The organism is Xanthomonas sp. NCPPB 2922, assembly GCF_041520885.1.
Lineage (GTDB): Bacteria > Pseudomonadota > Gammaproteobacteria > Xanthomonadales > Xanthomonadaceae > Xanthomonas > Xanthomonas campestris.
The window spans coordinates 126,231-149,299 of the sequence record NZ_JBGOFY010000012.1; the positions used below are offsets into that span (position 1 = coordinate 126,231).

Annotated in this window: 26 protein-coding genes and 2 tRNA genes; 10 read left to right on the forward strand and 18 right to left on the reverse strand. The window is 63.7% G+C overall.

Going from position 1 to position 23,069, the window contains the following annotated elements:
• Positions 1-167: 167 nt before the first annotated feature.
• Both ACD584_RS14355 and ACD584_RS14360 read right to left on the reverse strand, forming a co-directional pair.
• Positions 168-377: a bacterioferritin-associated ferredoxin gene (locus tag ACD584_RS14355; protein ID WP_011035730.1), complete on the reverse strand. Its 210-nt coding sequence runs from the start codon at positions 375-377 to the stop codon at positions 168-170.
• An 80-nt stretch (positions 378-457) separates the two neighbouring features.
• On the reverse strand, positions 458-1,075 hold the full coding sequence (locus tag ACD584_RS14360) for an RNA pyrophosphohydrolase (protein WP_076037334.1): 618 nt from the start codon (positions 1,073-1,075) through the stop codon (positions 458-460).
• A gap of 117 nt (positions 1,076-1,192) precedes the next feature.
• On the opposite strand from ACD584_RS14360, the gene ACD584_RS14365 reads away from it, so the two are divergent.
• Positions 1,193-1,269 (forward strand) — tRNA-Met (locus ACD584_RS14365).
• 54 nt (positions 1,270-1,323) lie between these two features.
• Positions 1,324-1,398, forward strand: a tRNA-Gln gene (locus ACD584_RS14370).
• A gap of 814 nt (positions 1,399-2,212) precedes the next feature.
• Here the strand turns inward: ACD584_RS14370 and rpsI are convergent.
• Together rpsI and rplM are read right to left on the reverse strand one after the other, a co-directional pair.
• The gene (gene rpsI / locus ACD584_RS14375; protein ID WP_011035728.1) at positions 2,213-2,605 is read right to left on the reverse strand and encodes a 30S ribosomal protein S9; all 393 of its coding nucleotides are present in this window, start codon (positions 2,603-2,605) and stop codon (positions 2,213-2,215) included.
• A 2-nt stretch (positions 2,606-2,607) separates the two neighbouring features.
• Positions 2,608-3,036, reverse strand: a complete 429-nt coding sequence (gene rplM, locus ACD584_RS14380; RefSeq protein ID WP_003483082.1) for a 50S ribosomal protein L13 — start codon at positions 3,034-3,036, stop codon at positions 2,608-2,610.
• A gap of 183 nt (positions 3,037-3,219) precedes the next feature.
• Here rplM and coq7 point away from each other — a divergent pair, with 183 nt between their 5' ends.
• The gene (gene coq7 / locus ACD584_RS14385; protein ID WP_011035727.1) at positions 3,220-3,873 is read left to right on the forward strand and encodes a 2-polyprenyl-3-methyl-6-methoxy-1,4-benzoquinone monooxygenase; all 654 of its coding nucleotides are present in this window, start codon (positions 3,220-3,222) and stop codon (positions 3,871-3,873) included.
• 336 nt (positions 3,874-4,209) lie between these two features.
• Here the strand turns inward: coq7 and ACD584_RS14390 are convergent, their stop codons facing one another.
• A complete protein-coding gene (locus ACD584_RS14390; RefSeq protein ID WP_011035726.1) occupies positions 4,210-4,524 on the reverse strand; it encodes a multidrug efflux SMR transporter in 315 nt (104 codons plus the stop codon).
• A gap of 163 nt (positions 4,525-4,687) precedes the next feature.
• Positions 4,688-5,482 carry an adenosylmethionine decarboxylase gene (gene speD / locus ACD584_RS14395; RefSeq protein ID WP_005990692.1) on the reverse strand — a complete coding sequence of 265 codons (795 nt, stop codon included), beginning with the start codon at positions 5,480-5,482 and terminating at the stop codon, positions 4,688-4,690.
• A 137-nt stretch (positions 5,483-5,619) separates the two neighbouring features.
• Between speD and crp the strand changes: the two genes are divergently transcribed.
• The gene (gene crp, locus ACD584_RS14400; protein WP_011035725.1) at positions 5,620-6,312 is read left to right on the forward strand and encodes a cAMP-activated global transcriptional regulator CRP; all 693 of its coding nucleotides are present in this window, start codon (positions 5,620-5,622) and stop codon (positions 6,310-6,312) included.
• A gap of 340 nt (positions 6,313-6,652) precedes the next feature.
• Here crp and ACD584_RS14405 read toward each other — a convergent pair whose 3' ends face one another.
• The 11 genes from ACD584_RS14405 to rpe form a co-directional block, all read right to left on the reverse strand.
• A complete protein-coding gene (locus tag ACD584_RS14405) occupies positions 6,653-7,369 on the reverse strand; it encodes a haloacid dehalogenase-like hydrolase (protein WP_014509211.1) in 717 nt (238 codons plus the stop codon).
• On the reverse strand, positions 7,362-8,159 hold the full coding sequence (trpC, locus tag ACD584_RS14410; RefSeq protein WP_076037335.1) for an indole-3-glycerol phosphate synthase TrpC: 798 nt from the start codon (positions 8,157-8,159) through the stop codon (positions 7,362-7,364). Before trpC ends, ACD584_RS14405 begins: the two co-directional genes overlap by 8 nt.
• 123 nt (positions 8,160-8,282) lie before the next feature.
• Complete coding sequence (gene trpD / locus ACD584_RS14415) at positions 8,283-9,320, reverse strand: anthranilate phosphoribosyltransferase (protein WP_076037336.1); 1,038 nt, start codon at positions 9,318-9,320, stop codon at positions 8,283-8,285.
• Between the two features lie 124 nt (positions 9,321-9,444).
• Positions 9,445-10,077 (reverse strand): flavin reductase family protein, encoded by a 633-nt coding sequence (locus ACD584_RS14420; RefSeq protein ID WP_076037337.1) that lies wholly within the window; start codon positions 10,075-10,077, stop codon positions 9,445-9,447.
• Between the two features lie 125 nt (positions 10,078-10,202).
• A complete protein-coding gene (locus ACD584_RS14425) occupies positions 10,203-10,781 on the reverse strand; it encodes an aminodeoxychorismate/anthranilate synthase component II (protein ID WP_076037338.1) in 579 nt (192 codons plus the stop codon).
• A 10-nt stretch (positions 10,782-10,791) separates the two neighbouring features.
• On the reverse strand, positions 10,792-11,580 hold the full coding sequence (locus ACD584_RS14430; RefSeq protein WP_076037339.1) for an SIMPL domain-containing protein: 789 nt from the start codon (positions 11,578-11,580) through the stop codon (positions 10,792-10,794).
• Between the two features lie 18 nt (positions 11,581-11,598).
• Complete coding sequence (locus tag ACD584_RS14435; RefSeq protein ID WP_076037340.1) at positions 11,599-12,675, reverse strand: low specificity L-threonine aldolase; 1,077 nt, start codon at positions 12,673-12,675, stop codon at positions 11,599-11,601.
• Positions 12,675-14,150 (reverse strand): anthranilate synthase component I, encoded by a 1,476-nt coding sequence (gene trpE, locus ACD584_RS14440; protein WP_011035712.1) that lies wholly within the window; start codon positions 14,148-14,150, stop codon positions 12,675-12,677. The genes ACD584_RS14435 and trpE overlap by 1 nt, the downstream gene beginning before the upstream one ends.
• A gap of 475 nt (positions 14,151-14,625) precedes the next feature.
• A complete protein-coding gene (gene yegS, locus ACD584_RS14445; RefSeq protein ID WP_011035711.1) occupies positions 14,626-15,555 on the reverse strand; it encodes a lipid kinase YegS in 930 nt (309 codons plus the stop codon).
• A 373-nt stretch (positions 15,556-15,928) separates the two neighbouring features.
• On the reverse strand, positions 15,929-16,420 hold the full coding sequence (locus ACD584_RS14450; protein ID WP_076037341.1) for a GNAT family N-acetyltransferase: 492 nt from the start codon (positions 16,418-16,420) through the stop codon (positions 15,929-15,931).
• The gene (gene rpe / locus ACD584_RS14455) at positions 16,417-17,118 is read right to left on the reverse strand and encodes a ribulose-phosphate 3-epimerase (RefSeq protein WP_016945174.1); all 702 of its coding nucleotides are present in this window, start codon (positions 17,116-17,118) and stop codon (positions 16,417-16,419) included. Before rpe ends, ACD584_RS14450 begins: the two co-directional genes overlap by 4 nt.
• Positions 17,119-17,397: 279 nt before the next feature.
• On the opposite strand from rpe, the gene ACD584_RS14460 reads away from it, so the two are divergent.
• Positions 17,398-18,237, forward strand: coding sequence for an outer membrane protein (locus tag ACD584_RS14460; protein ID WP_011035708.1), 840 nt, complete (start codon positions 17,398-17,400; stop codon positions 18,235-18,237).
• A 413-nt stretch (positions 18,238-18,650) separates the two neighbouring features.
• On the opposite strand, the gene ACD584_RS14465 is transcribed toward ACD584_RS14460, so the two are convergent.
• Positions 18,651-18,980, reverse strand: a complete 330-nt coding sequence (locus ACD584_RS14465) for a DnaJ family molecular chaperone (protein WP_011035707.1) — start codon at positions 18,978-18,980, stop codon at positions 18,651-18,653.
• Between the two features lie 335 nt (positions 18,981-19,315).
• Here ACD584_RS14465 and ACD584_RS14470 point away from each other — a divergent pair, with 335 nt between their 5' ends.
• The 5 genes from ACD584_RS14470 to ACD584_RS14490 all read left to right on the forward strand — a co-directional run.
• On the forward strand, positions 19,316-20,242 hold the full coding sequence (locus ACD584_RS14470) for a phosphoribosylaminoimidazolesuccinocarboxamide synthase (RefSeq protein WP_161962074.1): 927 nt from the start codon (positions 19,316-19,318) through the stop codon (positions 20,240-20,242).
• Positions 20,243-20,360: 118 nt separating this feature from the next.
• On the forward strand, positions 20,361-21,050 hold the full coding sequence (locus ACD584_RS14475) for a hypothetical protein (RefSeq protein WP_175611714.1): 690 nt from the start codon (positions 20,361-20,363) through the stop codon (positions 21,048-21,050).
• A gap of 170 nt (positions 21,051-21,220) precedes the next feature.
• Entirely contained in the window at positions 21,221-21,838 is a 618-nt protein-coding gene (locus ACD584_RS14480; protein WP_372357301.1) for a hypothetical protein, read from the forward strand.
• A 247-nt stretch (positions 21,839-22,085) separates the two neighbouring features.
• The gene (locus ACD584_RS14485; protein WP_070689511.1) at positions 22,086-22,481 is read left to right on the forward strand and encodes a hypothetical protein; all 396 of its coding nucleotides are present in this window, start codon (positions 22,086-22,088) and stop codon (positions 22,479-22,481) included.
• Positions 22,482-22,590: 109 nt separating this feature from the next.
• Positions 22,591-23,069 (forward strand): transglycosylase SLT domain-containing protein (locus tag ACD584_RS14490; RefSeq protein ID WP_372357302.1); only part of this gene is annotated, 479 nt, incomplete at its 3' end.

Genomic DNA, 23,069 nt, shown 5'->3' on the forward strand with positions numbered 1-23,069 from the left:
AAGGAACGCGAATCGTGATCAGTTGCGGAACGCGCCGCTGGCGCGTCACTCGCTGGGCCTGCTGTCGCTGCAGCCACCAATGGCATTACCAAGCTCGATGGCCGCAGAGGATTAGACGCTGCTTGCCTCCAAGCGTGGCGCCTCAGCGCCTACGCCAACAACCAGACTCAGGCAGCGCTGGCGAATCCCAACATCGGCAAGGGCAATGCGCGGCTGGCATGTGCCTGGCTCAGCAAATCGCCCGCCATTTCCAGGCAGGAACCGCAGTTGGATCCACAGCCGGTGCGCATGGTCAGCTCGGCAAGGCTGGCGCAGCCGTTCTCGGCCGCTTCGCGGATCTGGTGGTCGGTGACCCCATTACAGATGCAGACGTACACGGTATCGGTCAGGTGCTGGCGGTCCGGAGGAGACCGGGACTGATTGCACCGCAAACGAGAATAGGTGTCAATTCCAAACGTTAATCATTATTAATCCGCACAGGCAGAGCCCCGCTGCGCTTACGTGGGCGCTTGCGCGGCCGGTCGTGGCCGGCTGCGCTGCTGCCCGGCAACCAGGCTTCCAGCGCACGCTGCGGCATCACGCCCACCGCTGCTGGCCCGGCCACGGTCTGGGCGAGCGGCGCTAGATGACGCAATGCACGTGCATACACGCCGCGCTTGAACATCACCACGTGTTCCACCGGATACCAGAAATCCACCCAGCGCCAGTGATCGAACTCCGGGCTGTCGGTATGGTCGAGCTTGAGGTGAGATTCCTGGCCGGTGAACTGCAGCAGGAACCAGACCTGCTTCTGGCCGATGCACACCTGCCGTTCGTTGCGACGCACCGCCCGGCTGGGCAGGCGATAGCGTAGCCAACCAGGGGTAGCACCGAGCAATTCCACATGCTCGGGCAACAACCCGGTTTCTTCGCGCAACTCGCGGTACATGGCTTCCACCGGAGTCTCATCGGTATTCATGCCGCCTTGCGGGAACTGCCAGCCATCCCTGCGCACACGTCGTGCCCAGAACACCTGACCATCCTCACGCATCAGCACAATGCCGACGTTTGGCCGGAAACCGTCCGGATCGATCACGATGCGGACTCCTGAAAATCTACTGTCACCGACTCTGCCACGGCGACGCCCGGCCCACAAGCTGAAAACGAAATGCTTGACAACATCTCCGCCCATCGTAAAATTGGCGGTTCCCTAGGCTATGTAGCTCAGCCGGTTAGAGCACAGCACTCATAATGCTGGGGTCGGTGGTTCGAGTCCACCCATAGCCACCAAGGTGTTCAGGCCATCACAGGCATGCGATACTCTTGGACCAACACGTTTTATATTGCCCCGTCGCCAAGCGGTAAGGCACCTGACTCTGACTCAGGCATTCGGTGGTTCGAATCCATCCGGGGCAGCCAAACACGAGAGGTCCGATCTAACGATCGGGCCTTTTTTGTTGCGCGCCATCTCGCCGCTGCACGTAAACGACAGCATGCTGGCGTAGAGCGACACCTGCTCTCACCGAGATCGCCTCGCGCAGCAGACTTGCGTTGCAAGTGCTTGCACGCGCGAAGGCACTTCAGAGGAAGCACTTTGTAGGAGCGCGCTCGCGCGCGATGAAGCTTTCCCAGTAAAACCCCATCGCGCTCAAGCGCGCTCCTACCGAAGCAAGCGGGCACGGCTGCCACAACACAAGCAATCAGAAAACCCGCAGCACACGGCTAGAGCACCAGGCTCGTGCGCGACGATCGCGCTGCAACGGCTCCACCACGTTACAGCTGCTACTCGCGGAAGTGCGCGCCAAGCAAGCATCTGTAGGAGCGCGCTAGCGCGCGACGAAGCTTTCCAGGTAACGCCCATCGCGAACATCGCGCCCACGTGCGCCCACAGCAGCGACCTCGTCAAGATTTCCACAACACCGGCAACCAGAAAAAAGGCATCCCAGAACGGCACGCTTCGCCACATCCGATTTGTGACTTGCCTGCATCAGTCTCAAAACGGCGCCGATGCCGCCACTCCCAGTCGAACAGAAGGCGAGCCTCATACACGCCCAAATGCGCATGACGGAGGCAACCAACGCCCGATCGTTCGACCAAACCAGCACCACACCGCATGACACAACGGCCGCCAATAATCAGACCAAAAAATGACGTGCCCAAAACGACAAAAGCCCCGGCATTGCCGGGGCTTTTGAAGCATCCCGGCGAACCGGGACGCAGCAAACGCGATGGATCAGCGCTTGGAGAACTGGGTCGCGCGACGGGCCTTGTGCAGACCGACCTTCTTACGCTCGACTTCGCGGGCGTCACGGGTCATGAAGCCAGCCTTGCGCAGCTCGGACTTCAGGGTTTCGTCGTACTCGACCAGTGCACGGGCGATGCCCAGACGGATCGCACCGGCCTGGCCGGTGGTGCCGCCGCCCGAGGCGGTGACCAGGATGTCGAAGCTCTCGGTGTTCTTGGTGAGTTCCAGCGGCTGACGCACGATCATGCGCGCAGTCTCACGGCCAAAGAACTCGTCCAGCGGACGGTTGTTGACGGTGATGTTGCCGGTACCCTTGCGCAGGAACACGCGAGCGGTGGAGGACTTGCGGCGGCCAGTGCCGTAGTTTTGCGTGATAGCCATGATTAGATATCCAGAACTTGCGGCTGCTGAGCGGCGTGCGGATGCTCGGCACCCGAATAGACCTTGAGCTTGCGGTACATGGTGCGGCCCAGCGGGCCCTTCGGCAGCATGCCCTTGACGGCGATTTCGATCACGCGCTCCGGGTGGCGCTGCAGCGCCTGCTCCAGGCTCTCGGTCTTCAAGTTACCGATGTAGCCGGTGAAGCGGTGATACTTCTTGTCTTTCAGCTTGTTACCCGTGACCACGATCTTCTCGGCGTTGATTACCACGAGGTAATCGCCGGTATCGACGTGAGGGGTGTAAACAGGCTTGTGCTTGCCGCGCAGGCGGCGAGCCAATTCGGTGGACAGACGGCCGAGCGTCTTGCCGGCGGCGTCAACGAGATACCAGTCGCGCTGGACGGTCTCGGACTTGGCGGTGAACGTAGTCATGAGAAAACTCTTGAGTGTGGTCGGGCGGATTGCAGCGGCAATGACCGCTGGAACTTTGCCACGCGTTGTGAAGGCGAAACAGAAGAGGCGGGATTGTACGGGATGCCCCTCCCCGGCGCAAGTCGAGGCCTCACATGGCCGGCAATGGTTGGCAGCACGTCGGCCGGGGGCGAGAATCCCTACATGACCCAGATCCCCCCTTCCCGACTGCACAGCCCGCTCGACCGCCTGCTGGTCGAAGCCCAGCGCGCGCTGGACACGGTGTTCGGCAATCCGCCGGCCGAGCGCCCCAATCCCGCCGGCGACACTCCCGATGCCGCTCTGGCACCTGCGCAACGCCAGCACGCCGCCGGGCTGATGCGGATCAACCACGTCGGAGAGGTGTGCGCGCAAGGCCTGTATTTTGGCCAGGCCGCGGTGGCGCGCGATGACCACACCCGCCAGCATCTGCTCACCGCCGCGCAGGAAGAGACCGACCACCTGGCATGGTGCGCGGACCGGCTACGTGAGCTGGAGAGCCGCCCCAGCCTGTTCAACCCGCTCTGGTACGCCGGCAGCTATGCGCTCGGCGCTGTCGCCGGGCTGCGTGGCGACGACTGGAGCCTGGGCTTTGTGGTGGAAACCGAACGGCAGGTGGAAGCCCATCTGGACGAACACCTGGAGACCCTGCCCGAGACCGACCAGCGCAGCCGCGCGATCCTGCGCGTGATGAAGATCGACGAAGCACGCCACGCCGATCACGCCGAGCAGGCCGGCGCACGCATCTTGCCGCCACCGATCCCCAGCGCGATGGCCCTGGCCTCCAAGCTGATGAAGACCATCGCCTACCGTTTCTAGGGGATTGGGGATTGGGGATTGGGGATTGGGGATTGGCGGCTGGCGGCTGGCGGCTGGCGGCTGGCGATCAGAATCTTGCGTGCATCCCCACGCAGATCGCACAGTGAGACGCGCGCCATGCCGTGTACGCCAACGGCGACTTCGGTATGAGTGTCTGACGACGACTCTGCCGCCTGACCTAATCGCGCCGCATGCCTCGGCGCACGCCACTGAAGCAGAGCCCCCTTTTGTTGGGGAGGCACACCAAAGGCGCGGGGATAGGCTGCGACGGAGTGGGGCCCAAGGTTTGCGCAGCAAACCTCGGGAGGCAGGCCTACGAAGCGGGACTGACTACAACTACGACACCAGCTTCAGACCGATCACGCCGGCCACGATCAAGCCAATGCAGGCCAGCCGCGACCACGAGGCGCTGTCGCCAAACAGCGCGATCCCGGCGATGGTCACGCCCAGTGCGCCGATGCCGGTCCAGATCGCGTAGCCGGTGCCCACCGGGATGGTCTTTAGCGCCTGGGTCAGGAACCACAGACTCACGCCGGCCAGGCCGATCGTCAGCACGCTCGGCCACAGGCGGCTGAAGCCGTCGCTGTATTTGAGTCCCAGGGCAAAGCCGATTTCGAACAGGCCGGCCAACACCAGATAGATCCAGGGCATCACATCACTCCTCACAGAAAAAACGGACAAAAAAAAAGCGACCCGGTGTCTGCACACCGGGCCGCCGTCGGCTATGGAACGCGAGGTCATCGCGTGGCGGGCCGTCCCGCCGTGTCATGTGGTTGCGCAACTGCAAGCAGGTACGCAACGGTCGAAACTACGCTTATTCGCTCAGATTGCGGCCGTGGAACAGTTCTTCGATCTCGCGCTTGAGCAGCGTTTCGATCTTCATACGCTCCTTGAACGAAAGGTTCTTCGCACGCTCTTCGAACAGGTACTGATCCAGGTCGAAATCTTTCAGATGCATCTTCGTGTGGAAGATATTTTCCTGGTAGACGTTGACGTCGAACATCTCGTAGCGCGACTTCACGTTCTTGGCGAGGAAGTGCTGGATCGAGTTGATCTTGTGGTCGATGTAGTGCTTCTTGCCCTTCACATCGCGGGTAAAGCCACGGACGCGGTAGTCCATGATCACGATGTCGGACTCAAGACTCTCGATCAGGTAGTTCAACGCCTTCAGCGGCGAAATCACGCCGCACGTGGCGACATCGATATCGGCGCGGAAGGTGGCGATGCCTTCCTGGGGATGCGTCTCGGGGTATGTATGGACAGTGATATGGCTCTTGTCCATATGCGCAACCACGGCGTCGGAGATGAGCTCCTTGCCGGCCTGCTTCTTGTCGATCACCGGCTCTTCCGAGATCAGGATCGTCACCGACGCACCTTGTGGATCGTAATCCTGACGCGCGATATTGAGGATGTTGGCGCCGATGATTTCGGCCACATCCGTCAGGATCTGGGTCAGACGGTCCGCATCGTACTGCTCGTCGATGTACTCGATGTAGCGCTGACGCTCCTCTTCGGTACGTGCATAGCAGACGTCGTAGATGTTGAAGCTCAACGCCTTGGTGAGGTTATTGAACCCCTGCAGCCTCAGACGAGGCAACGGCTTGACCACGGCGGTCGGTCCTTTGGGAAGACGGGAAAGGGGGCAATTATGGGCCAAAGCTCTCATCAACGAAATGCCGGCGTTGAGAATGGTTTACCTTGCATGACTCATGCCGTTAAGCTTCGGGAATTACACGCGGAACTACCATGAGCCTAGGGAACACGACGGTTGTGACTACGACGGTACGTAACGCTACCCCCTCACTGACGCTGGACGCGGGCACCATTGAGCGATTCCTGGCGCACAGCCACCGCAGGCGCTATCCGACCCGGACCGATGTGTTCCGGCCGGGAGACCCCGCTGGCACCCTCTACTACGTGATCAGCGGCTCGGTGAGCATCATTGCCGAGGAAGATGACGATCGTGAGTTGGTGCTGGGCTACTTCGGTAGCGGCGAGTTCGTTGGTGAGATGGGGTTGTTCATCGAATCCGATACGCGCGAAGTGATCCTGCGCACCCGCACGCAATGCGAGTTGGCTGAAATCAGCTACGAGCGCCTGCAGCAGCTGTTTCAGACGAGTTTGTCGCCGGATGCGCCGCGAATTCTGTACGCCATTGGCGTTCAGCTTTCAAAACGGCTGCTCGATACCACAAGGAAAGCCAGCCGCCTGGCGTTCCTGGATGTGACCGATCGCATCGTGCGCACACTGCACGATCTGTCGAAGGAGCCGGAGGCGATGAGCCATCCGCAGGGCACGCAGTTGCGCGTCTCGCGGCAGGAACTCGCGCGCCTGGTCGGCTGCTCGCGCGAAATGGCCGGACGCGTCCTGAAGAAGTTGCAGGCCGATGGCCTGTTGCACGCACGCGGCAAGACCGTCGTGTTGTACGGCACGCGCTAAGCGTGTGGTGGCGATCGGTACGCTGGCGCACCGATCGCTTCGCAATACCGGTGGCGCCGGCGCAAAACCGGCCAAACGCTGCGCCAGAGCGCTGCATATCGCCTTAGCGAGCCCATCCGTAGCGCGACCCAGTCCACAGATCACAACATTGCTTTGCAGGACCTGTGGGTGATGTACGGCAGCTACTGCGCATCGATTGCGTCACAGTTGTTGCGTTATCCGCGTACAGCAGTTCGACAGTGATCCACGCCATCGAACGCGGGCGAGATCACCGAATGACCGCAGCGACGCTTTCTATAGTGATCACCAAGCGCGTACGGGCTGCCGGTGATCGGCGCGGCTAGAGCGCCTTGCCACCGCGATCGCGACAGCCCCAGTTGAGAATCGGAGTACCGACGGGCAGCACCTGGCGGAACAGGCTCTCGCGATTGGCCTTGGGGTTGACCACGACCGGTGCGCGCGCGGCCTTGAGCAATGGCAGATCCGCGGTGCTGTCCGAATAGGCAATAGCGATATCGGCATAGCCGCGTTCGCGCAGCATGCGCATCTTTTCTTCGTTGTGGCAGTGCCGGCGTGCGGTCACTGCACCCAGGCGCGGGCCCACCAAGGTGCCGATCACCGGCACGTCCTGATGCGCAACGAAGCCCAGAATTGCGCGCGCCAGCTCCGGCGGCGCACCGGTCGCCACGACCACCCGATCGCCTGCGGCGCGATGTTCGGTGAAGACCTTCAGTGCGTGCGGCAGCAGCCGCTGCCGGATCTGCGCTTCATGCTTGAGCACGTAGGCGTCGATGAAGCGATTGAACTCGCGTGCACGGTGCAGGCCGAAGGTGGCGATCCAGACATACCCGGACACGCCGCGCCGACGCGTGGGCAGCATCGCCACCATGGGCCCCAGGATCGGCGAGGCCAACAGCGCCACCAGCAGGCGCAACGGGTTGCGGCGGATCAGCCAGGCAAACAGATGGCTGCCGGAATCGCCGTCGTACAGGGTGTGATCGAAGTCGAAGACCACCAGCGGTGCGTCCTCGCGCGGGGCGGGATACGACTCAGTCATGCGCGAAGAATAGCTGACGCAGTGCTTCGCCGGGTTCGGGCGCGCGCATGAAGGTCTCGCCGACCAGAAACGCGTTCACGCCGTTGCTGCGCATCAACTGCACGTCGGATGCGGTGACGATGCCGCTTTCGGTGACCAGGACACGATCACGCGGCACAGCTGCGCGCATGTCCAGGGTGGTCTGCAGCGACACCTCGAAGGTGCGCAGATTGCGGTTGTTGATGCCCACCAGCGGCACCGGCACCTGCACCGCACGCTCGAGCTCGTCGATATCGTGCACTTCCACCAGCACATCCAGGCCCAACTGCATCGCCAGACCGGACAGGTCGGCCAGTTGCTGGTCCTCCAGCGCCGAGACGATCAGCAGGATGCAGTCGGCGCCAAGCACGCGCGCCTCGTAGACCTGGTACGGATCGACGGTGAAATCCTTGCGCAGCACCGGCAAGGTGCAGGCCTCGCGTGCCTGCTGCAGATACGCATCGGAGCCCTGGAAGAAATCCACATCGGTCAGCACCGACAGGCAGCTGGCACCACCGAACTCGTAGCTGACCGCGATGTCAGCCGGGTGGAAGTCGGGCCGGATCACGCCCTTGGACGGGCTGGCCTTCTTCACTTCGGCAATCACGGCTGGCTCGCCAGCGGCAATGCTGGCCTTCATGGCGGCGGCAAATCCGCGGGTGAGCGGCAGGTCTACGCTACGCGCGACCAGCTCGGCCAGAGGCACGCGTGCGCTACGCTCGGCGATTTCGTCGGCCTTGAGGGCAAGGATGGTGTTGAGAATATCGCTCATCGTGTCGGGTCCTGGCGGGCGGGCATTATCGGTCAAGATCATGGCGGCGACCTGACCAGCGCGCGCTGCGCAGCATGCCAGCGCCGCCGTGAGGGTGTCGGCCAGCGTGGCCGGACACGGGAATCAGCCTTGTGCGGCGGCCTGCTGGGTGAAGGCGACATAGGCGTCCAGACGGGCACGTGCCGAGCCATCGGCGAGCACTTGGCGGGCGCGCACGATGCCATCGGCGATGCTGTCGGCCACGCCGGCCACGTACAGCGCCGCGCCAGCGTTGAGCGCCACGATGTCCAGCGCCGGGCCGGGCACGTTGTCGAGCACCTGCAACAGCATGGCGCGCGACTCGGCGGCATCGGCCACCTTGAGATTACGGCTGGCCGACATGGCAATGCCGAAATCCTCCGGATGCACTTCGTATTCGTGCACCTGCCCGTCGCGCAACTCGCCAACCAGGGTGCCGGCACCCAGCGAGAGTTCGTCCATGCCATCGCGGCCCCACACCACCAGCGCGCGCTCGGCACCCAGCTCCTGCAGCACGCGCGCCTGGATGCCCACCAGATCAGGATGGAACACGCCCATCAAGATGTTCGGCGAGCCGGCAGGATTGGTCAGCGGGCCGAGAATATTGAAGATGGTGCGCACGCCCATCTCGCGGCGCACCGGTGCCACCACTTTCATCGCCGGGTGATGCACGGGTGCGTACATGAAACCGATGCCGGTCTGCGCCAGCGATGCAGCCACCTGCTCGGGCTGCAATTCGATCACCGCGCCTAACGCCTCTAATGCGTCGGCACTGCCCGACTTGGACGACACGCTGCGATTGCCGTGCTTTGCGACTTTTGCGCCGCCGGCAGCGGCCACGAACATGGCGCAGGTTGAAATGTTGAAGGTGTGCGAACCGTCGCCGCCGGTGCCGACGATATCGACCATGTGGCGGCGATCGGTGACCTCCACGCGGCGCGAGAACTCGCGCATCACCGTGGCCGCACCGGCGATCTCGCCAATGGTTTCCTTCTTGACCCGCAAGCCGGTCAGAATGGCCGAGACCATGGCATCGGACACCTCGCCGCGCATGATCTGCCGCATCAGATCAACCATTTCGTCATGGAAGATCTCGCGGTGCTCGATGGTGCGTTGCAGGGCTTGTTGTGGGGTGATGGGCATGGAACCAACCGTGGAGTAAGAAGAAAGACATCAGGCGATGCGCGCAGTGTGCGGGGCCAGCGTGACCGAGCAAGCCCCGTGCGTACGCCTGCGTGCGCAGGACCGAATCAGTGCCACCCGCTGGTCACTGCCCCGGGCGCCGCATGCGAAAGCGCGCCTGCGCCTGCACTTCAAAATAATCGGCCGGGCCACCGGCGCGCAGGATGGTGTGCACGGCGGCCGGATCGTAAATGCCATCGCTCAGCGCTGCGTGCGCCAGATGCACGCCGACCACCTCGCCCAGCACCAGCCAGGTCTGGATGGGCTGCCCATCGGCAGCCTGCAACGGAATCAACTGGCTGAGCCGGCACTCGAAGCTCACCGGGCTGGCCGCCACACGCGGCACGTCGATCAGCCGCGACGGCGCGGCCTGCAGGCCGGCCAACTCGAACTCGTCGACCTCCTGCGGCACCAACGCGGCGCTGGCATTCATCGCCTCGGCCAACGGGCGCGTGGCCAGGTTCCAGGTGAACACCCCGGTGGCCTCGATGTTGCGCACGCTGTCCTTCCAGCCGATGCTTGCGAAGCCGACGATTGGCGGGGTGTAGTTGAAGGCGTTGAAGAAACTGTACGGCGCCAGGTTGACGATGCCATCGGCGCTGCGCGAGCCGATCCAGCCGATCGGCCGCGGGCCGACGATGGCATTGAACGGATCGTGCGGCAGCCCGTGCCCGTTGGCTGGCTCGTAGAAATGGAAGGTGTCGCTGGGCGGGTTCATCGTGGTCCAGGGCATTGCGGTGCTAGTGTGGGAAGTGGATGCGTTGGCGCCGCGATGGGAAGAGCTGTGCGTTGCGCCAGGCATGGTGTGCTGTGCGGCATGCGCGTTGGCGCAGGCAGCAACGCTCATCGCTCCAGGAAATTCTTCAGCAACGCATGGCCGTGCTGGGTGAGGATCGACTCCGGATGGAACTGCACGCCTTCGACCGGAAACTTGCGATGGCGCAGGCCCATGATCTCTTCCATCGAGCCGTCCGTATTTTCGGTCCACGCGGTGACTTCCAGGTCTGGCGGCAAGGTGGTCTTGTCCACCACCAGGGAGTGATAGCGCGTGGCCTGGTAGCTATCCGGCAGCCCGGCAAACACGCCCTTGCCTTCATGGCGGATCGGCGAGGTCTTGCCATGCATGATGTTGCCGGCGCGAATGACATCGCCGCCGTAGACCTGGCCAATGCTCTGGTGACCCAGGCAGACACCGAGAATCGGCGTGGTCTGGCCCAGTTGCTCGATCAGCTGCAGCGAGATGCCAGCCTCGTTCGGCGTGCACGGCCCCGGCGAAATCACGATGCGCTCGGGCTTGAGCGCGGCGATCTGGTCGACGCTCATCGCATCGTTGCGCACCACCGTGACCTCGGCACCCAGCGCCTGCAGGTACTGCACGAGGTTGTAGGTGAAGCTGTCGTAGTTATCGAGCATCAGCAGCATGGCAAGGGACTCATTGCGCGATCAGGAAGACCGCATAGATGTTTTCGGTGTAGGTGATGGTGCCGGTCAGCAGACTTTCGCCCAGACCCTGCGCACCCGCACCTGGAGCAGGTGGCGGCGGAGGGGGCGGTGCCTGTGGCGAAGGCGGCGATACTGCCGAGCCGGGCCTGGGCACTGCAGGGGCGGACCAGGTGCCTGCTTCGACACCGTAAGCAAAACTCGGCGCTACATCGGAGATGCTGTAAATCCCGCCAAGTCGCACGCCGTAGGCAGCGGCCAACCCCTGGGCAGATTCGCGTGACTGCGTGGCCGCTTCGCGCTTGAGTGCTGCGCGCAAGGCGGCCGCGTCGGCGAATGCTGTCTGCATCGACAGCACCTGGACATTCTCGTTGGCATCCAGCCCGCCGAGGAAAGCGCGCACATCCTTCAAGGACGTGAAGGTGCCGCGGATCTTTCGCTCCACCTGGGTTCCCTGGAAAGCCAGCTTGCCGTTCTCGTAGCGCGATTGCGGAGAGATAGACAGTGCGGAGGCGTAGAGCGAATCCTTCATGACGTGATTGCGCTGGAGCCCCTGCAAGACCTGCTTGGCGCGCTCCTCGACGAACTGCCGTGCCAGATCTGGCTGCAGGTCGATCTTGCTGATCTTGAGGTCGACGATGAAACGATCCGGATCGACGGTACGAAATGCCTGCCCCTTCACCAGCAAGTGCGGTTGGGAGGGCAGCGTGTTGATCTGTGCCGATGCCACCACGGGCAACATCAGGGCGCCAGCGAGCATCCAACCTATGATTTTTTTCATCGTCATCATCCTTGTGTCCTAGAAACGGTCCTGAGATTTTGGGTCTTGCACAAGCGTGGCAACATCCGCACACAGACGATCGACCGCGGCAGGCGTGGTGGCCCACGAAGTCACGAAGCGAATCACCAGGCGGCCGTCGCTGCGCGTTTCCCAGCGTTCGAAATCGTAGCGCTGCGCGATCTGTTCGGCCTGCTGCGCGCTCACGGCAATGAATTGCTGGTTGGTCGGCGAGTTGCTGGTGAATTCGGCGCCGGCCGCCAGCAAGCCGGCGCGCAGCCGCTGCGCCATTGCATTGGCATGCGCAGCTAATTCAAAGAACAGCCCCTCTTCGAACAGCGCAGCGAACTGCGCACCCAGCACCATGCCCTTGGCCAGCAGCGCACCGCGTTGCTTGATCAGGTAGCGAAAATCGGACTGCAACGCGGGATTGACGATGACCAGCGCTTCGCCGAGCAAGGCGCCATTCTTGGTGCCGCCGATGTAGAACGCATCGGTGAGCGCGGCAATCGTCGGTAGATCCAGATCGTTGCCATGGGCAGTCAATGCCGCGCCCAGGCGCGCGCCATCCAGATACAGCAGCAAGTCATGCGCGCGGCAGAACTGCGCGAGCGCCTCAAGTTCGGCACGCGTGTAGATGGTGCCGCTCTCGGTGCTGTTGGAGAGATAGACCAGCCGCGGCTGCACCATGTGCTCGTTGCTGTGCACCGCAAGCAGTGGCGCGATCAAGGCAGGCGTCAGCTTGTCGTGCAGCGCGGGCACGGTGAGCACCTTGTGCCCGGTGGCCTCGATCGCGCCGGTTTCGTGCGTGGCGATGTGGCCGGCTTCCACCGCAATCACCGCCTGATGCGGGCGCAAAAATGCGCTGATCGCAATCAGGTTGGTCTGCGTGCCGCCGACCAGTAGATGCACGGCGGCCTGCGGTTGCGCAATGGCATTGCGAATCAATGCCGCAGCACGTTCGCTATGCCGATCGGTACCGTAGCCGCCATTTTGCTCGGCACTGGCCTGCGCCAATGCCTGCAATACGCGCGGATGTGCGCCCTCGCTGTAATCGTTGCGAAAGCTGATGCGTGCATCGCCGTCCTGCCCGTCCATCACAGCCCCTTGGCGGCCTGAGCAACTGCGCGGAACAGGGCGCGGCCCTTGTTCATGGTTTCCTGCCATTCCAGATCGGGGTCGGAGTCGTAGACCACGCCGCCGCCGGCCTGCACATACAGATAGCCGTCCTGGATCACGGCGGTGCGGATCGCAATCGCGGTATCGGCGTCGCCATGCCAGCCGATGTAGCCCACGGCGCCGGAATACACATTGCGCTTGACCGGCTCCAGCTCGCGGATGATTTCCAGTGCGCGGATCTTCGGTGCGCCACTGACAGTGCCGGCGGGAAACGTCGCGCGCAGCACATCGCTGTAATTCAGGCCGGCTTTGAGCGTGCCGGTGACTTCGCTGACGATGTGCATGACGTGGCTATAGCGCTCGATCACGAACTGCTCGCCCACCTTGACCGTGCCCGGCTCGGCCACGCGGCCGACATCGTTGCGGCCCAGGTCGATCAACATCACGTGCTCGGCGCGCTCTTTCGGGTCGGCCAGCAACTCTTCTTCCAGCGCCTTGTCCAGCTCCGGTGTTGCGCCGCGCGGGCGGGTGCCGGCGATGGGACGCACGGTGACCACGCCATCGCGCAGGCGCGCGAGGATTTCCGGCGAGGAGCCGACCACCTGGGTGCCGCCGACATCGAGAAAATACATGTACGGCGAAGGGTTCAACGCACGCAGCGCGCGATACACATCCACCGGGCGCGCACGGAATGGCACCCGCAACCGTTGCGACGGCACCACCTGGAAGATGTCACCGGCGCGCACGTATTCCTGCGCCTTGCGCACCACCGCGTGGTACTCCTCGCGGGTGAACGAAGAATGGAAATCCGATTCGTCGATGGCATCGGAAATTTGCGCCTGCGGATACCCGGCGCCGCCCTGGCGCAGGCGATGCGCCAGTTCGTCCAGGCGGCGGTTGGCGCGCACATAGGCCTGCGGCTGGCGCGGGTCGGCATGCACGATCAGGTACAAGCGGCCTTTGAGATTGTCGAACACCGCCAGCTCTTCGGAGAGCATCAGCAGGATGTCCGGCGTGCCCAGTTCGTCGGGCTTCTCGCCGCTACCCAGGCGCGGTTCGATGTACTGGATGCATTCGAAGCCGAACCAACCGACCAGCCCGCCGGTAAACCCGGGCAGGCCATCGAGCTGGGGCACCGAGTGCTCGGCGCGCAAGGCGTCGACTTCGGCCAGCGGATCGGCGACTTCGCGGGTCTCCAGCACTTCGCCGTGTTCGCTGACTTCCAGCGTGTGGCCGCGAAAGCTGTACACGCGCCGCGCCGGCAGGCCGATGATGGAATAGCGCCCGAAGCGCTCACCGCCTTCGACCGATTCGAACAGGTAGGTGTAGGCGCCGTCGGCGAGTTTCAGATAGACCGACAGCGGCGTGTCCAGGTCGGACAGCACTTCACGGACAACGGGGATACGGGTGTGGCCTTCAGCGGCCTGGCGCTGGAACTGCTCTGCAGTGATCAAGACGACTTTCCTTCCGGGACTCTGTGGCGGGGCGGACGACGGCAACGGGCCACCATCGCCACCAGCGGCGAGCGGAAGAGAAGGAGCGTGGGGTCGTCAGGCGGGACACGTGGGTACTGTAGCGCAACTGCCGGTTTAGGGCAGCAGGTGCCAAGGCGAAAACTGTGGGAATTGCGAGGGTGGGTTGTGCCAGGTTGGGCGGTGTTGGTTATGGCGTCTCAGGCTGACCGACATCGGCTCCGGATAGCGCGTCCTTGTTGTAGAGCGCGTTTTTCGCACACGGTGAGACATTGCCGTGCGCCGGTGCAGAGCGAGCTACCTGGTAGCGGCATGTGTGTCGACACAGGCACCCTCACCCCAACCCCTCTCCCAAAGGGAGAGGGGCTTACAGCGGTGCGTTGGCGGTTGCTTCGCTTGAGCCGCAGTTGCTTCGCTTGAATCCCGATTCCCGATTCTCCATTCCCCATTCCCCGCTTCAAGCGCTCCGCAACGGGCAATCGATCGGCAAATGCATGCGCAGGCGGGCCGCCACGCATTCGACGCGGAAATGCCGCGAGGTCTCCGGTTCGCCATCCAGATTCAAGGTGAGCGGTTGCACGGAGGCGATCTCCAGCCAGGGCAGCCGGGTGCGCACCGCGACCCGTTCGAGCGCGGCCTGCTTGCCGCCGGTGACCAGGGTGCCCAGCGTGGCGGCGACCTCGCCGTTGAGCGCGGGCACGATGGTGACATCGAGCAGGCCGTCGTCGATCAGTGCCTCCGGGCACAGCGCCTGGCCACCGCCGGCCTGGCGCCCGTTGCCCAGGCCCAGTGCGATGAATTCGCCTTCCCAGCTGAAATCCGGGCCGGTGAAATGGGCACTGATCGGGTCGATCCGCCCCAGCCGCGACATGCCGGTGATCAGGTAGGCCAGCCCGCCGAGCATCTTCTTCAGGCCCGCATCGGTTTCCACGGTGACCTGAGTGCCGAAGCCGCCGCTGGCCACATTGGCGCACCAGTGCGGGCCGTGGTCGGCGTCGATACGCAGCAGGTCGATGGGCTCGGCCGCACGTTCGGCAATCAGGCCCAGGGCGCCGAGCGGTTCGAGCGGGATCATGGCGGCAGTTGCGAAATCGTTGGCGGTGCCCAGCGGCACCAGGCCCAACGATGGCAGCGTGGCGGCGTCGTCCTGGTGGTGGGCCAGTGCGGCGGCCACTTCGCTCAGCGTGCCATCGCCGCCGGCGGCGACCACGGTCTGCACGCCATCGGCGATGGCTTCGGCCACGTAGCGCTCGGCGTCGCCCTCTTCCCAGGTCACGCGTACATCGAGCTGGATGCCGCGCTTGCGCAGCACGCCCACCGCCTCGCGCAGATCCTCGTTGTCGGTGGACTTGCCGTTGAGGATCAGTCGCCAGTGGGACGGGGCCATGCGCGCTGCCGATGGAGGAGGGTGTGGTGCGCGCAGGCTAGCAGCGGCGGAATGCGTGGATCGTGAATACGCAGTGCCCGCACCTGTCATCGGCATGTCATCGATGACCCGGAGGATAGAAGGCCATAGCAGGGACGACGGGCGGAGGCAGGATCAGCCTCCAAATTTTCTTGAAGGCCGCTCCATTGGGGCGGCATTTTTTATGCGTGTTTCGGAGGGGTGGCGAGGTGACGCGCGGTTGCTTGGCCACAAACTGCATGGTTGAAGCAGGATGCCCTGGGGCAGGCCTGCACTTCGCGCCCCCAAGCGGGCGTCAACTGCCAGGCAAGCCTAGAGCCTGGCTGACGCGCGGCTCATCCCTTGCCCCGCCGCCTCAGCTGCCTGCAGCAAACGCGGCCAGGCGTTCACCATCGAGCCGGTACACCGTCCAGCCCTCCATGGGGCGCGCACCCACGCCCTGGTAGAACTCGATCGCCGGCTGGTTCCAGTCCAGCACCGACCACTCGAAGCGTCCGCAGTCCTTATCCACCGCCAGTTGTGCCAGGTGCCGCAGCAGCGCCAGGCCGGCGCCCTGCCCGCGCGCTTGCGGCCGCACGAACAGGTCTTCCAGATACAGGCCGTTGCGGCCCAGCCAGGTGGAGTAATTGAAGAAATACACCGCGAACCCAAGCACCTGGCCGCCCTGCTCGCAGAGCAACGCGTGCGCGGTGGCACCGTCGCCGAACAGGCTGGCGCGCAGATCCTCCGGCGTGGCCTTCACCGCGTCGGGCTCGCGCTCGTACACCGCCAGCGCGGTGACCAGTTCGTGCAGCAGCGCCGCATCGGCGGGCGTGGCGGGGCGGATCTGCAGCGGCGCCTGAGTCATCGCGCCGCATCCACCGCCGCGCGCATCTGCGCAATGATCTGCGCGTAGTCGGGCGCATTGAAGATGGCCGAGCCGGCCACGAAGGTATCCGCACCGGCGGCAGCGATCGCGCCGATGTTGTCGGCCTTGACGCCGCCATCGATCTCCAGGCGGATCGGCTTGCCCAGCGCATCAATCTTGCTGCGGATGGCGCGCAGCTTGTCCAGCGCCGAGGGAATGAAGGCCTGGCCGCCGAACCCGGGGTTGACCGACATCACCAGCACCAGATCCAGCTCGGGCAGCACCCAATCGAGAATATCCACCGGCGTGGCCGGGTTGAGCACCAGCCCGGCCTGGCAGCCATGCGACTTGATCAACTGGATGGTGCGGTGCACGTGGCGGCTGGCTTCGGGATGGAAACTGATGGTGGTGGCACCAGCGTCGGCGAAGTCCGGCACGATGCGGTCCACCGGTTCGACCATCAGGTGCACGTCGATCGGTGCAGTGATGCCGTGCTTGCGCAGCGCCTGGCAGACCATCGGGCCGATGGTCAGGTTGGGCACGTAGTGGTTGTCCATCACGTCGAAGTGCACCCAGTCGGCACCGGCCTTCAGGACGTTGTCCACTTCCTCGCCCAGGCGGGCGAAATCGGCAGACAGGATGGACGGGGCGATCGCCGTCGGTTGCATGGGCAGCTCGGGAAAATGCAGGAGCCCCATTGTCGCAACCGTGGCGCGGCGAGGAAAGCCGAGCGCGGCGGCAGCTGCTCTGCAAGCGGGCGTTCGGTGGAGCTTCGGGCCGGCTTGGCGTTGGCTGCCGGCGATGGGCGCCTGGCGCCGCCAACACCGGCGGTATTGCACTCGATCGGCCAGAGCCGCTGCCTGGCAGGTCTTCCAAATCCGCAACCGCTTCCCAAAAAGCGATTGTCAGTGCATCCGCAGCGGACGCCAGCGCGTAGGGTGATGGACCGGCGCGCCGCGCCAGATGAAGGAAACCGCATGAAAACCACCCCGCTCGCTTCCGCTGCCCTCGTTCTATTTGCCCTGGCCCCCTCGGCCTGGGCGCAATCCGGCCCCGCTGACTGGTCCGGCTTCTCGCTGGGGGCCAATGTGGGCGGCGCCGACCCGGCCGGCGTGTCCGGCGGCCGTTTCGGCTTCGATACCAACCTGGACGGCCGCGACGGCGACCAGGTCAGCACCGCCACCGGGGCGGATGCGTTTTCGCCGGGCTTCTGCGGTGGCGCTGCGGCCGGGCGCACACCGGCAAGCGGGTGCAGCAAGGACAAGGGCGGTGCCGAATACGGCGTGCGCGCCGGCTACGACTGGCAGGTGGGCGACTGGGTCTACGGCGTGGTGGCCGAATACACCCGTAACGACCTGCGCGACAGCGTCAGCGCCTTCAGCACCACACCGGCGCTGTACACCTTTACCCGCCAGCTCAATCGCACCGCCGCGCTGCGCGGGCGCGTGGGCTATGCGTTCGGCGCACAGGGCGACTACCTGGCGTATGTCACCGCCGGCGTGGCACGCGGCGAGTTCGACCACAGCTTTGCCAGCAGCAACACCGCCAACAGCTTCACCGGCAGCGGTGGCGACAGTGCCAACGGTTACCAGGCCGGCATCGGGCTGCAGCGTCGCTTGAGCGACCATGTCTCGGTGGGCGTGGAATATCTGTTCACCCGCCTGCAGGACGAAGACACCCGCGTGCGTGTCGGCCCGGGCACCGCCCCGGCGACCAACCCGTTCCTGCGCGTGAACCCGGCCGGCACCGACCTGCGCCGTACGGACACGGATTTTTCGTCCAATGCGATCCGCCTGACCGCCAGCTACCGCTTCTGATCCGGCGAAAGGGCATGGCCTGAGGGCTCGGCCCTGGGTGACATATTCGCCCCATGTGCGCCCGGGAATCTCTAGGTTCCTGGGCGTTTATGTAAGACCTCGCCGACTGTTGCGGGGGCAGTTCTGGAACGCGCCTCGCCAAGCGATGCGCGCATCGGGTTTTCGTTTAATTCGGCGCATTCAAGGCCTAGTCGCGGTCTCTTTCAGGGACTGCTCCAAGGCCTGTTCCTCCATTCCTGCAGTTCTGGCCCGAGAGAGCCAGGCCTATGGGCGAGGCTGTGCCCGCAATGCGCGGCGTCAGATGCTGAGGATGGCTCAGCAACGCACACCCGATGTTGGGCAAATGGGATCAGGCAGCCCCGCATTGATCTGATGATCCTGCTACGGTCCGTTGCCCCGCTCTCCGTCAGAGCTCAGCGCTTGCGCTGCCGCTGGATGCGGTCGTAGGCGGCGTTGATCTGGCTGGCCTTCTTTTCGGCCTGCCGGCGGTCTTCCGGGCTGGCGTTGGCCACCTTGTCGGGGTGGTAGCGCGACATCAGGCGGCGATAGGCCAGGTCGATCTCGGCTTTGGTGGCGTCTGCTTCCAGGCCCAGTGCCTCGTACGGGTTCTCTTCGCGGCGCTTGAACCAGCCCGCATCCACCGCATGCCCGATCGCCAGGCCGATCATCACCCCGATCAGCGGCGCCCCGCGGAACAGCAAGGCGCCGGCAAGTGCGCCGAGCAATTTTCCGTACCAGGACATGGGGGCGATCGGCAGCCAAAGAGGCGGGCCGGCGATTTTACCCGAAGCCCTGTGTGGCTTGGCTGTCGATCGGCGTGCGAGGCGCTCATGGGCGAAGTACCGGGTAGGTTTGCGACGCGCCGCATGCCAGCGGCAGCGTGCCTGACACCCGGGTGCGGCCGTCGGCCCTGCCGGTTGGGCATAGCGGCCATGGCCGCCAGCTGGCAGTGCAACGCCTGCCAGCCACTGCGTGCAGCGGGGCGCCGCGAAGCACCGTACACTACGCGGCCCGCTGCCTACCCGCGGGCCCGCCGGGTCCTGGGGACAGCGTCATTGCGACGTCCTTAGGAGTGCCTGTGTCGACCACGCTGTTGCAATCCGATCTCCCCGGCCTGCCGTTGCGCCACCGTGGCAAGGTCCGCGATGTCTTCGACATTCCCCGCGACCGCCTGCCCGCCGATGCGCCCCCCGGCGACTACCTGTTGATGGTGGCCACCGACCGCCTGTCTGCGTTCGACGTGGTGCTGCCCGACCCGATTCCCGGCAAGGGCGAAATGCTCTGCCAGGTGTCCAACTTCTGGTTCCACAAGACCGAACACCTGATGCCCAACCATCTGGTGGACATCCGCGTCGAGCAGGTGCTGCCCGAGGGCGTGGATCCGGCGCTGTACGCCAAGCGCGCGGTGGTCACGCGCAAGCTCAAGCCGGTGCCGGTGGAAGCGATCGCGCGCGGTTATCTGATCGGCAGCGGCTGGAAGGACTATCAGCGCACCGGCAAGATCAGCGGCATCGAATTGCCCGATGGCCTGCGCCAGGCCGAGAAACTGCCCGAGCCGATCTTTACCCCTTCGACCAAGGCTGCGGTCGGCGACCATGACGAGAACATCGACTTCGATGCGATGGTCAAGACCGTCGGCGCCGAGCTGGCCGAGCGCGTGCGCGATGCCACCTTGCGCATCTATCGCTTCGCCGCCGATTTTGCCGCCGAACGCGGCATTTTGCTGGCCGACACCAAGTTCGAATTCGGCACCGACGCCGATGGCCGCCTGTACATCATGGACGAGATGCTGACCCCGGATTCGTCGCGCTATTGGCCCGCCGACCAGTACGAGCTGGGCACCAGCCCGCCGAGCTACGACAAGCAGTTCGTGCGCGATTACCTGGAAACCCTGGACTGGGGCAAGACCGCACCTGGCCCGCGCCTGCCGGCCGAAGTGATCGAACGCACGCGCGCCAAATACGCCGAGGCGTTGCAGAGGCTGGCGGGTATTTCGGTCGATTGATGTTCAAGGCCCCGGTCCCGAGGCTTTGAGGCTGTACTAAAGCAGCAATGGCGGGCAGCGCTCTTTCTTGAGCGCTGAAGGACGCACCTGACGGGATCTGTTAGCCAAGGAAGTCGCAATGGCACTCCCACATTTTTCATTCCGCAGATTGCCGGCGTTACGCAACGCACTGCTGCCCGGGCTGCTTGCAGTAAGCGCGTGCAGCGCCGGCGAATCAGCCCCCGATGCGACGCTAGTCACATCGACGGCATCGGCATCGGTATCGGCGCCTGCAGCAACGCACGCACCGGCTTCTTCTGGCGCTTCCCTCAATGACCAGCTCGCGACGTTGCTACAGGCAAGCAGCGTGCAGTGTGCCGATGCGAACATGGCAAAAGGCTGCACGGCCGGAAATGTCGATGCCGGCGATTTCTACGACGTGGAGCTCTCGCCTGCGTGTGACGATGCGGGCTTGTTTGCCGGCGTGGCGCAGGCAAGCGGGGTGGATGCACTTGATGCGGTGCCGACCACTGGCAGTAGCGTGGTCGCCAGAGCCAGGCTGGCGCAGGGCCAGCTCGTCTGCATTCAAGCGATCGGCCGCGCCGGACAGAATCCTCTGTATTACTACGTCATTGCGATTCCTGCAGACAGTGTTGCCGGATGCAAAAACAACCCGGCATGCCGAACATATGGCGACAGGCCGATCCAACGTTCGAAGAGCGCCACTGGCGGAAATTGCCATGCCGCTGCCCCAGGCCAGTATGTCGGCGACTGCGCACAGGGATGGGTGGGTGCGGATGCACTCGATGTATTTTCAAACGGGATATAGTCAGCCGCGCCATACCAGATAAATTCCCGGCCAAAACCATGATCAAATCATGATGATCTTTGCACAGGCTCGATCAAGATAACCTGGCTTTGCTGACAGCAATCAACGGCCGCGGACTCGCCCGAGCACCGGGGCCACCGTCAGGTTGCTTGTTCTGTGAGGACATTGGCTTGCCGCATGCCGGCCAGTTTGTGCAACCCACGCTCTGCAAGCCTTCACACATCGGCAAGCAGCGCGCGTATAACGTCCCGCCCGCGCTCCAGCTTGCCCGCTATGATCAGGAGGATCCATTGGCCCTTTTCCGAACGTCCCTGCACGCTCTCGCACTGAGCCTGGCGCTGGTTGCCTGCAAGCCGCAAGCTGAGCCAGCCGGCGCTGCGACACCTGCTGCGAATGCATCGCCTGCATCCGCCACCGTTCCGGCAACGCCCGCGCAGGCAACAACCTGTCACAGCGCCGACTTCTCTGACTTTCTGAAAAGCTTCAGTGCAGACATTGCGGTACAGGAAAAAGCCACGGCCGATCCGCTGACGATGATCCAACTCGACCCGGACGCACAGCCCGAGCCCACCCCGGTCACCCGCACGGTTCCGCTTGCCAAGGTCGAATGGCCTGTCATCCCGAACCTGGAGGCAGCACGCAACGGCGGCCGCGAGGTCACGATTTCCGAAGAAGCCGATGGCCGCCAGGTACTGGTCCGCACACCGGACACCGGCGATCAGCAGTTCTACCACTTCGCCCAGCGCCCCTGCTGGATGCTGGTCAAGGTGGACGACCAGTCTTTGTAAACGTCGGTGGGCACTGGAAGCAGGTTCTGCCGGCTTGGCTATCGTCACCTATAACTCATACCGTCAAAGAGGCGACTTGATGCGACGCTTCATCTCCGTGCTACCTGCTCTCGGCCTGAGCCTGGTGCTTTCCGCATGCGGTGACAAGCCAGGGCCCGTAGCTGCCACCACCAGCGCGCCTAGTACGCCGCCTGCCACCACACCATCCCCGACTTCGACAGAAGCAGATACACAAGGACGGAACGACATGATCAAGGAATGCTCCGGCGTGCGCCTGCACCTGAGCGCGTTGCCATCCGAGAGCAGCGGCTCTTCCAAGACCCACCTGGAAATGGAGCACGATGGCCAGCGCCAGGAAGTGGCAGCGCCTCCAGAGATGGCGGACTACACCGCAGTGGGACTGGGTTGCGCGGAAGACGCAAAAGGAAGCACGTACTTTGTCGTCCAGTACGGCGAGCTTCCTTACGGCTGCGAATTTTGCGAATGGTTCTTCCTGTATGACATCAAGGGTCAGTTGCTGAATCATGCGACACCACCGCTGCATACGCAGGACGGCCAGCAGAGCCCGAATAACGACGAATACGAACACAAGCTCGAAGAGTTAGGACTGAAGCACCCGGAATTGGAGCCTTTCCAGCCCTGAGCAAAGGAAGTCTATGCGCCGATTGCGGCGCATGGTGAAAGCAGTACGCAGTACATGGAGCAGCACCCGTTACAAGGAAGAATCTGTCTCATAGAAAGGAACGCACGATATGACCGACACCACGATTTATACCGAAATGGTTCAACCACGCGGCGCTGCTTACAGCAGCGACCGAATCAAACCCTGGAGCCATTACCGCGAACCCATCGACAGCGGAGATGGCAGATTGCATGGCGAATCGCGTCGCTGGGGCGATGCTAGCCCACAGACACAATCACGCGTGATCGATAGCCTTATCGATTCCTCGCGAGATGCAGGGCTTTCAGCGCGCGAGACTGCATACGTCCTTGCCATCGCCCGAGTTGAGTCAGGCTTCAACCCTGATGCAGCTGCGGGGACAACGTCTGCCTCTGGGCTAGGTCAATTCATTGACCGGACTGGTGCGCATTATGGCGTCAACGCGTCCAACCGCTTTGACGTGGAAACGCAGTCGCAGGCATTGGTGCAACATTTCGTTGATAACCGGGACCTCGCGCGTAGCCGCGGCCAGGGCGAGGATTACATTTACAAGTATCACCATGATGGTCC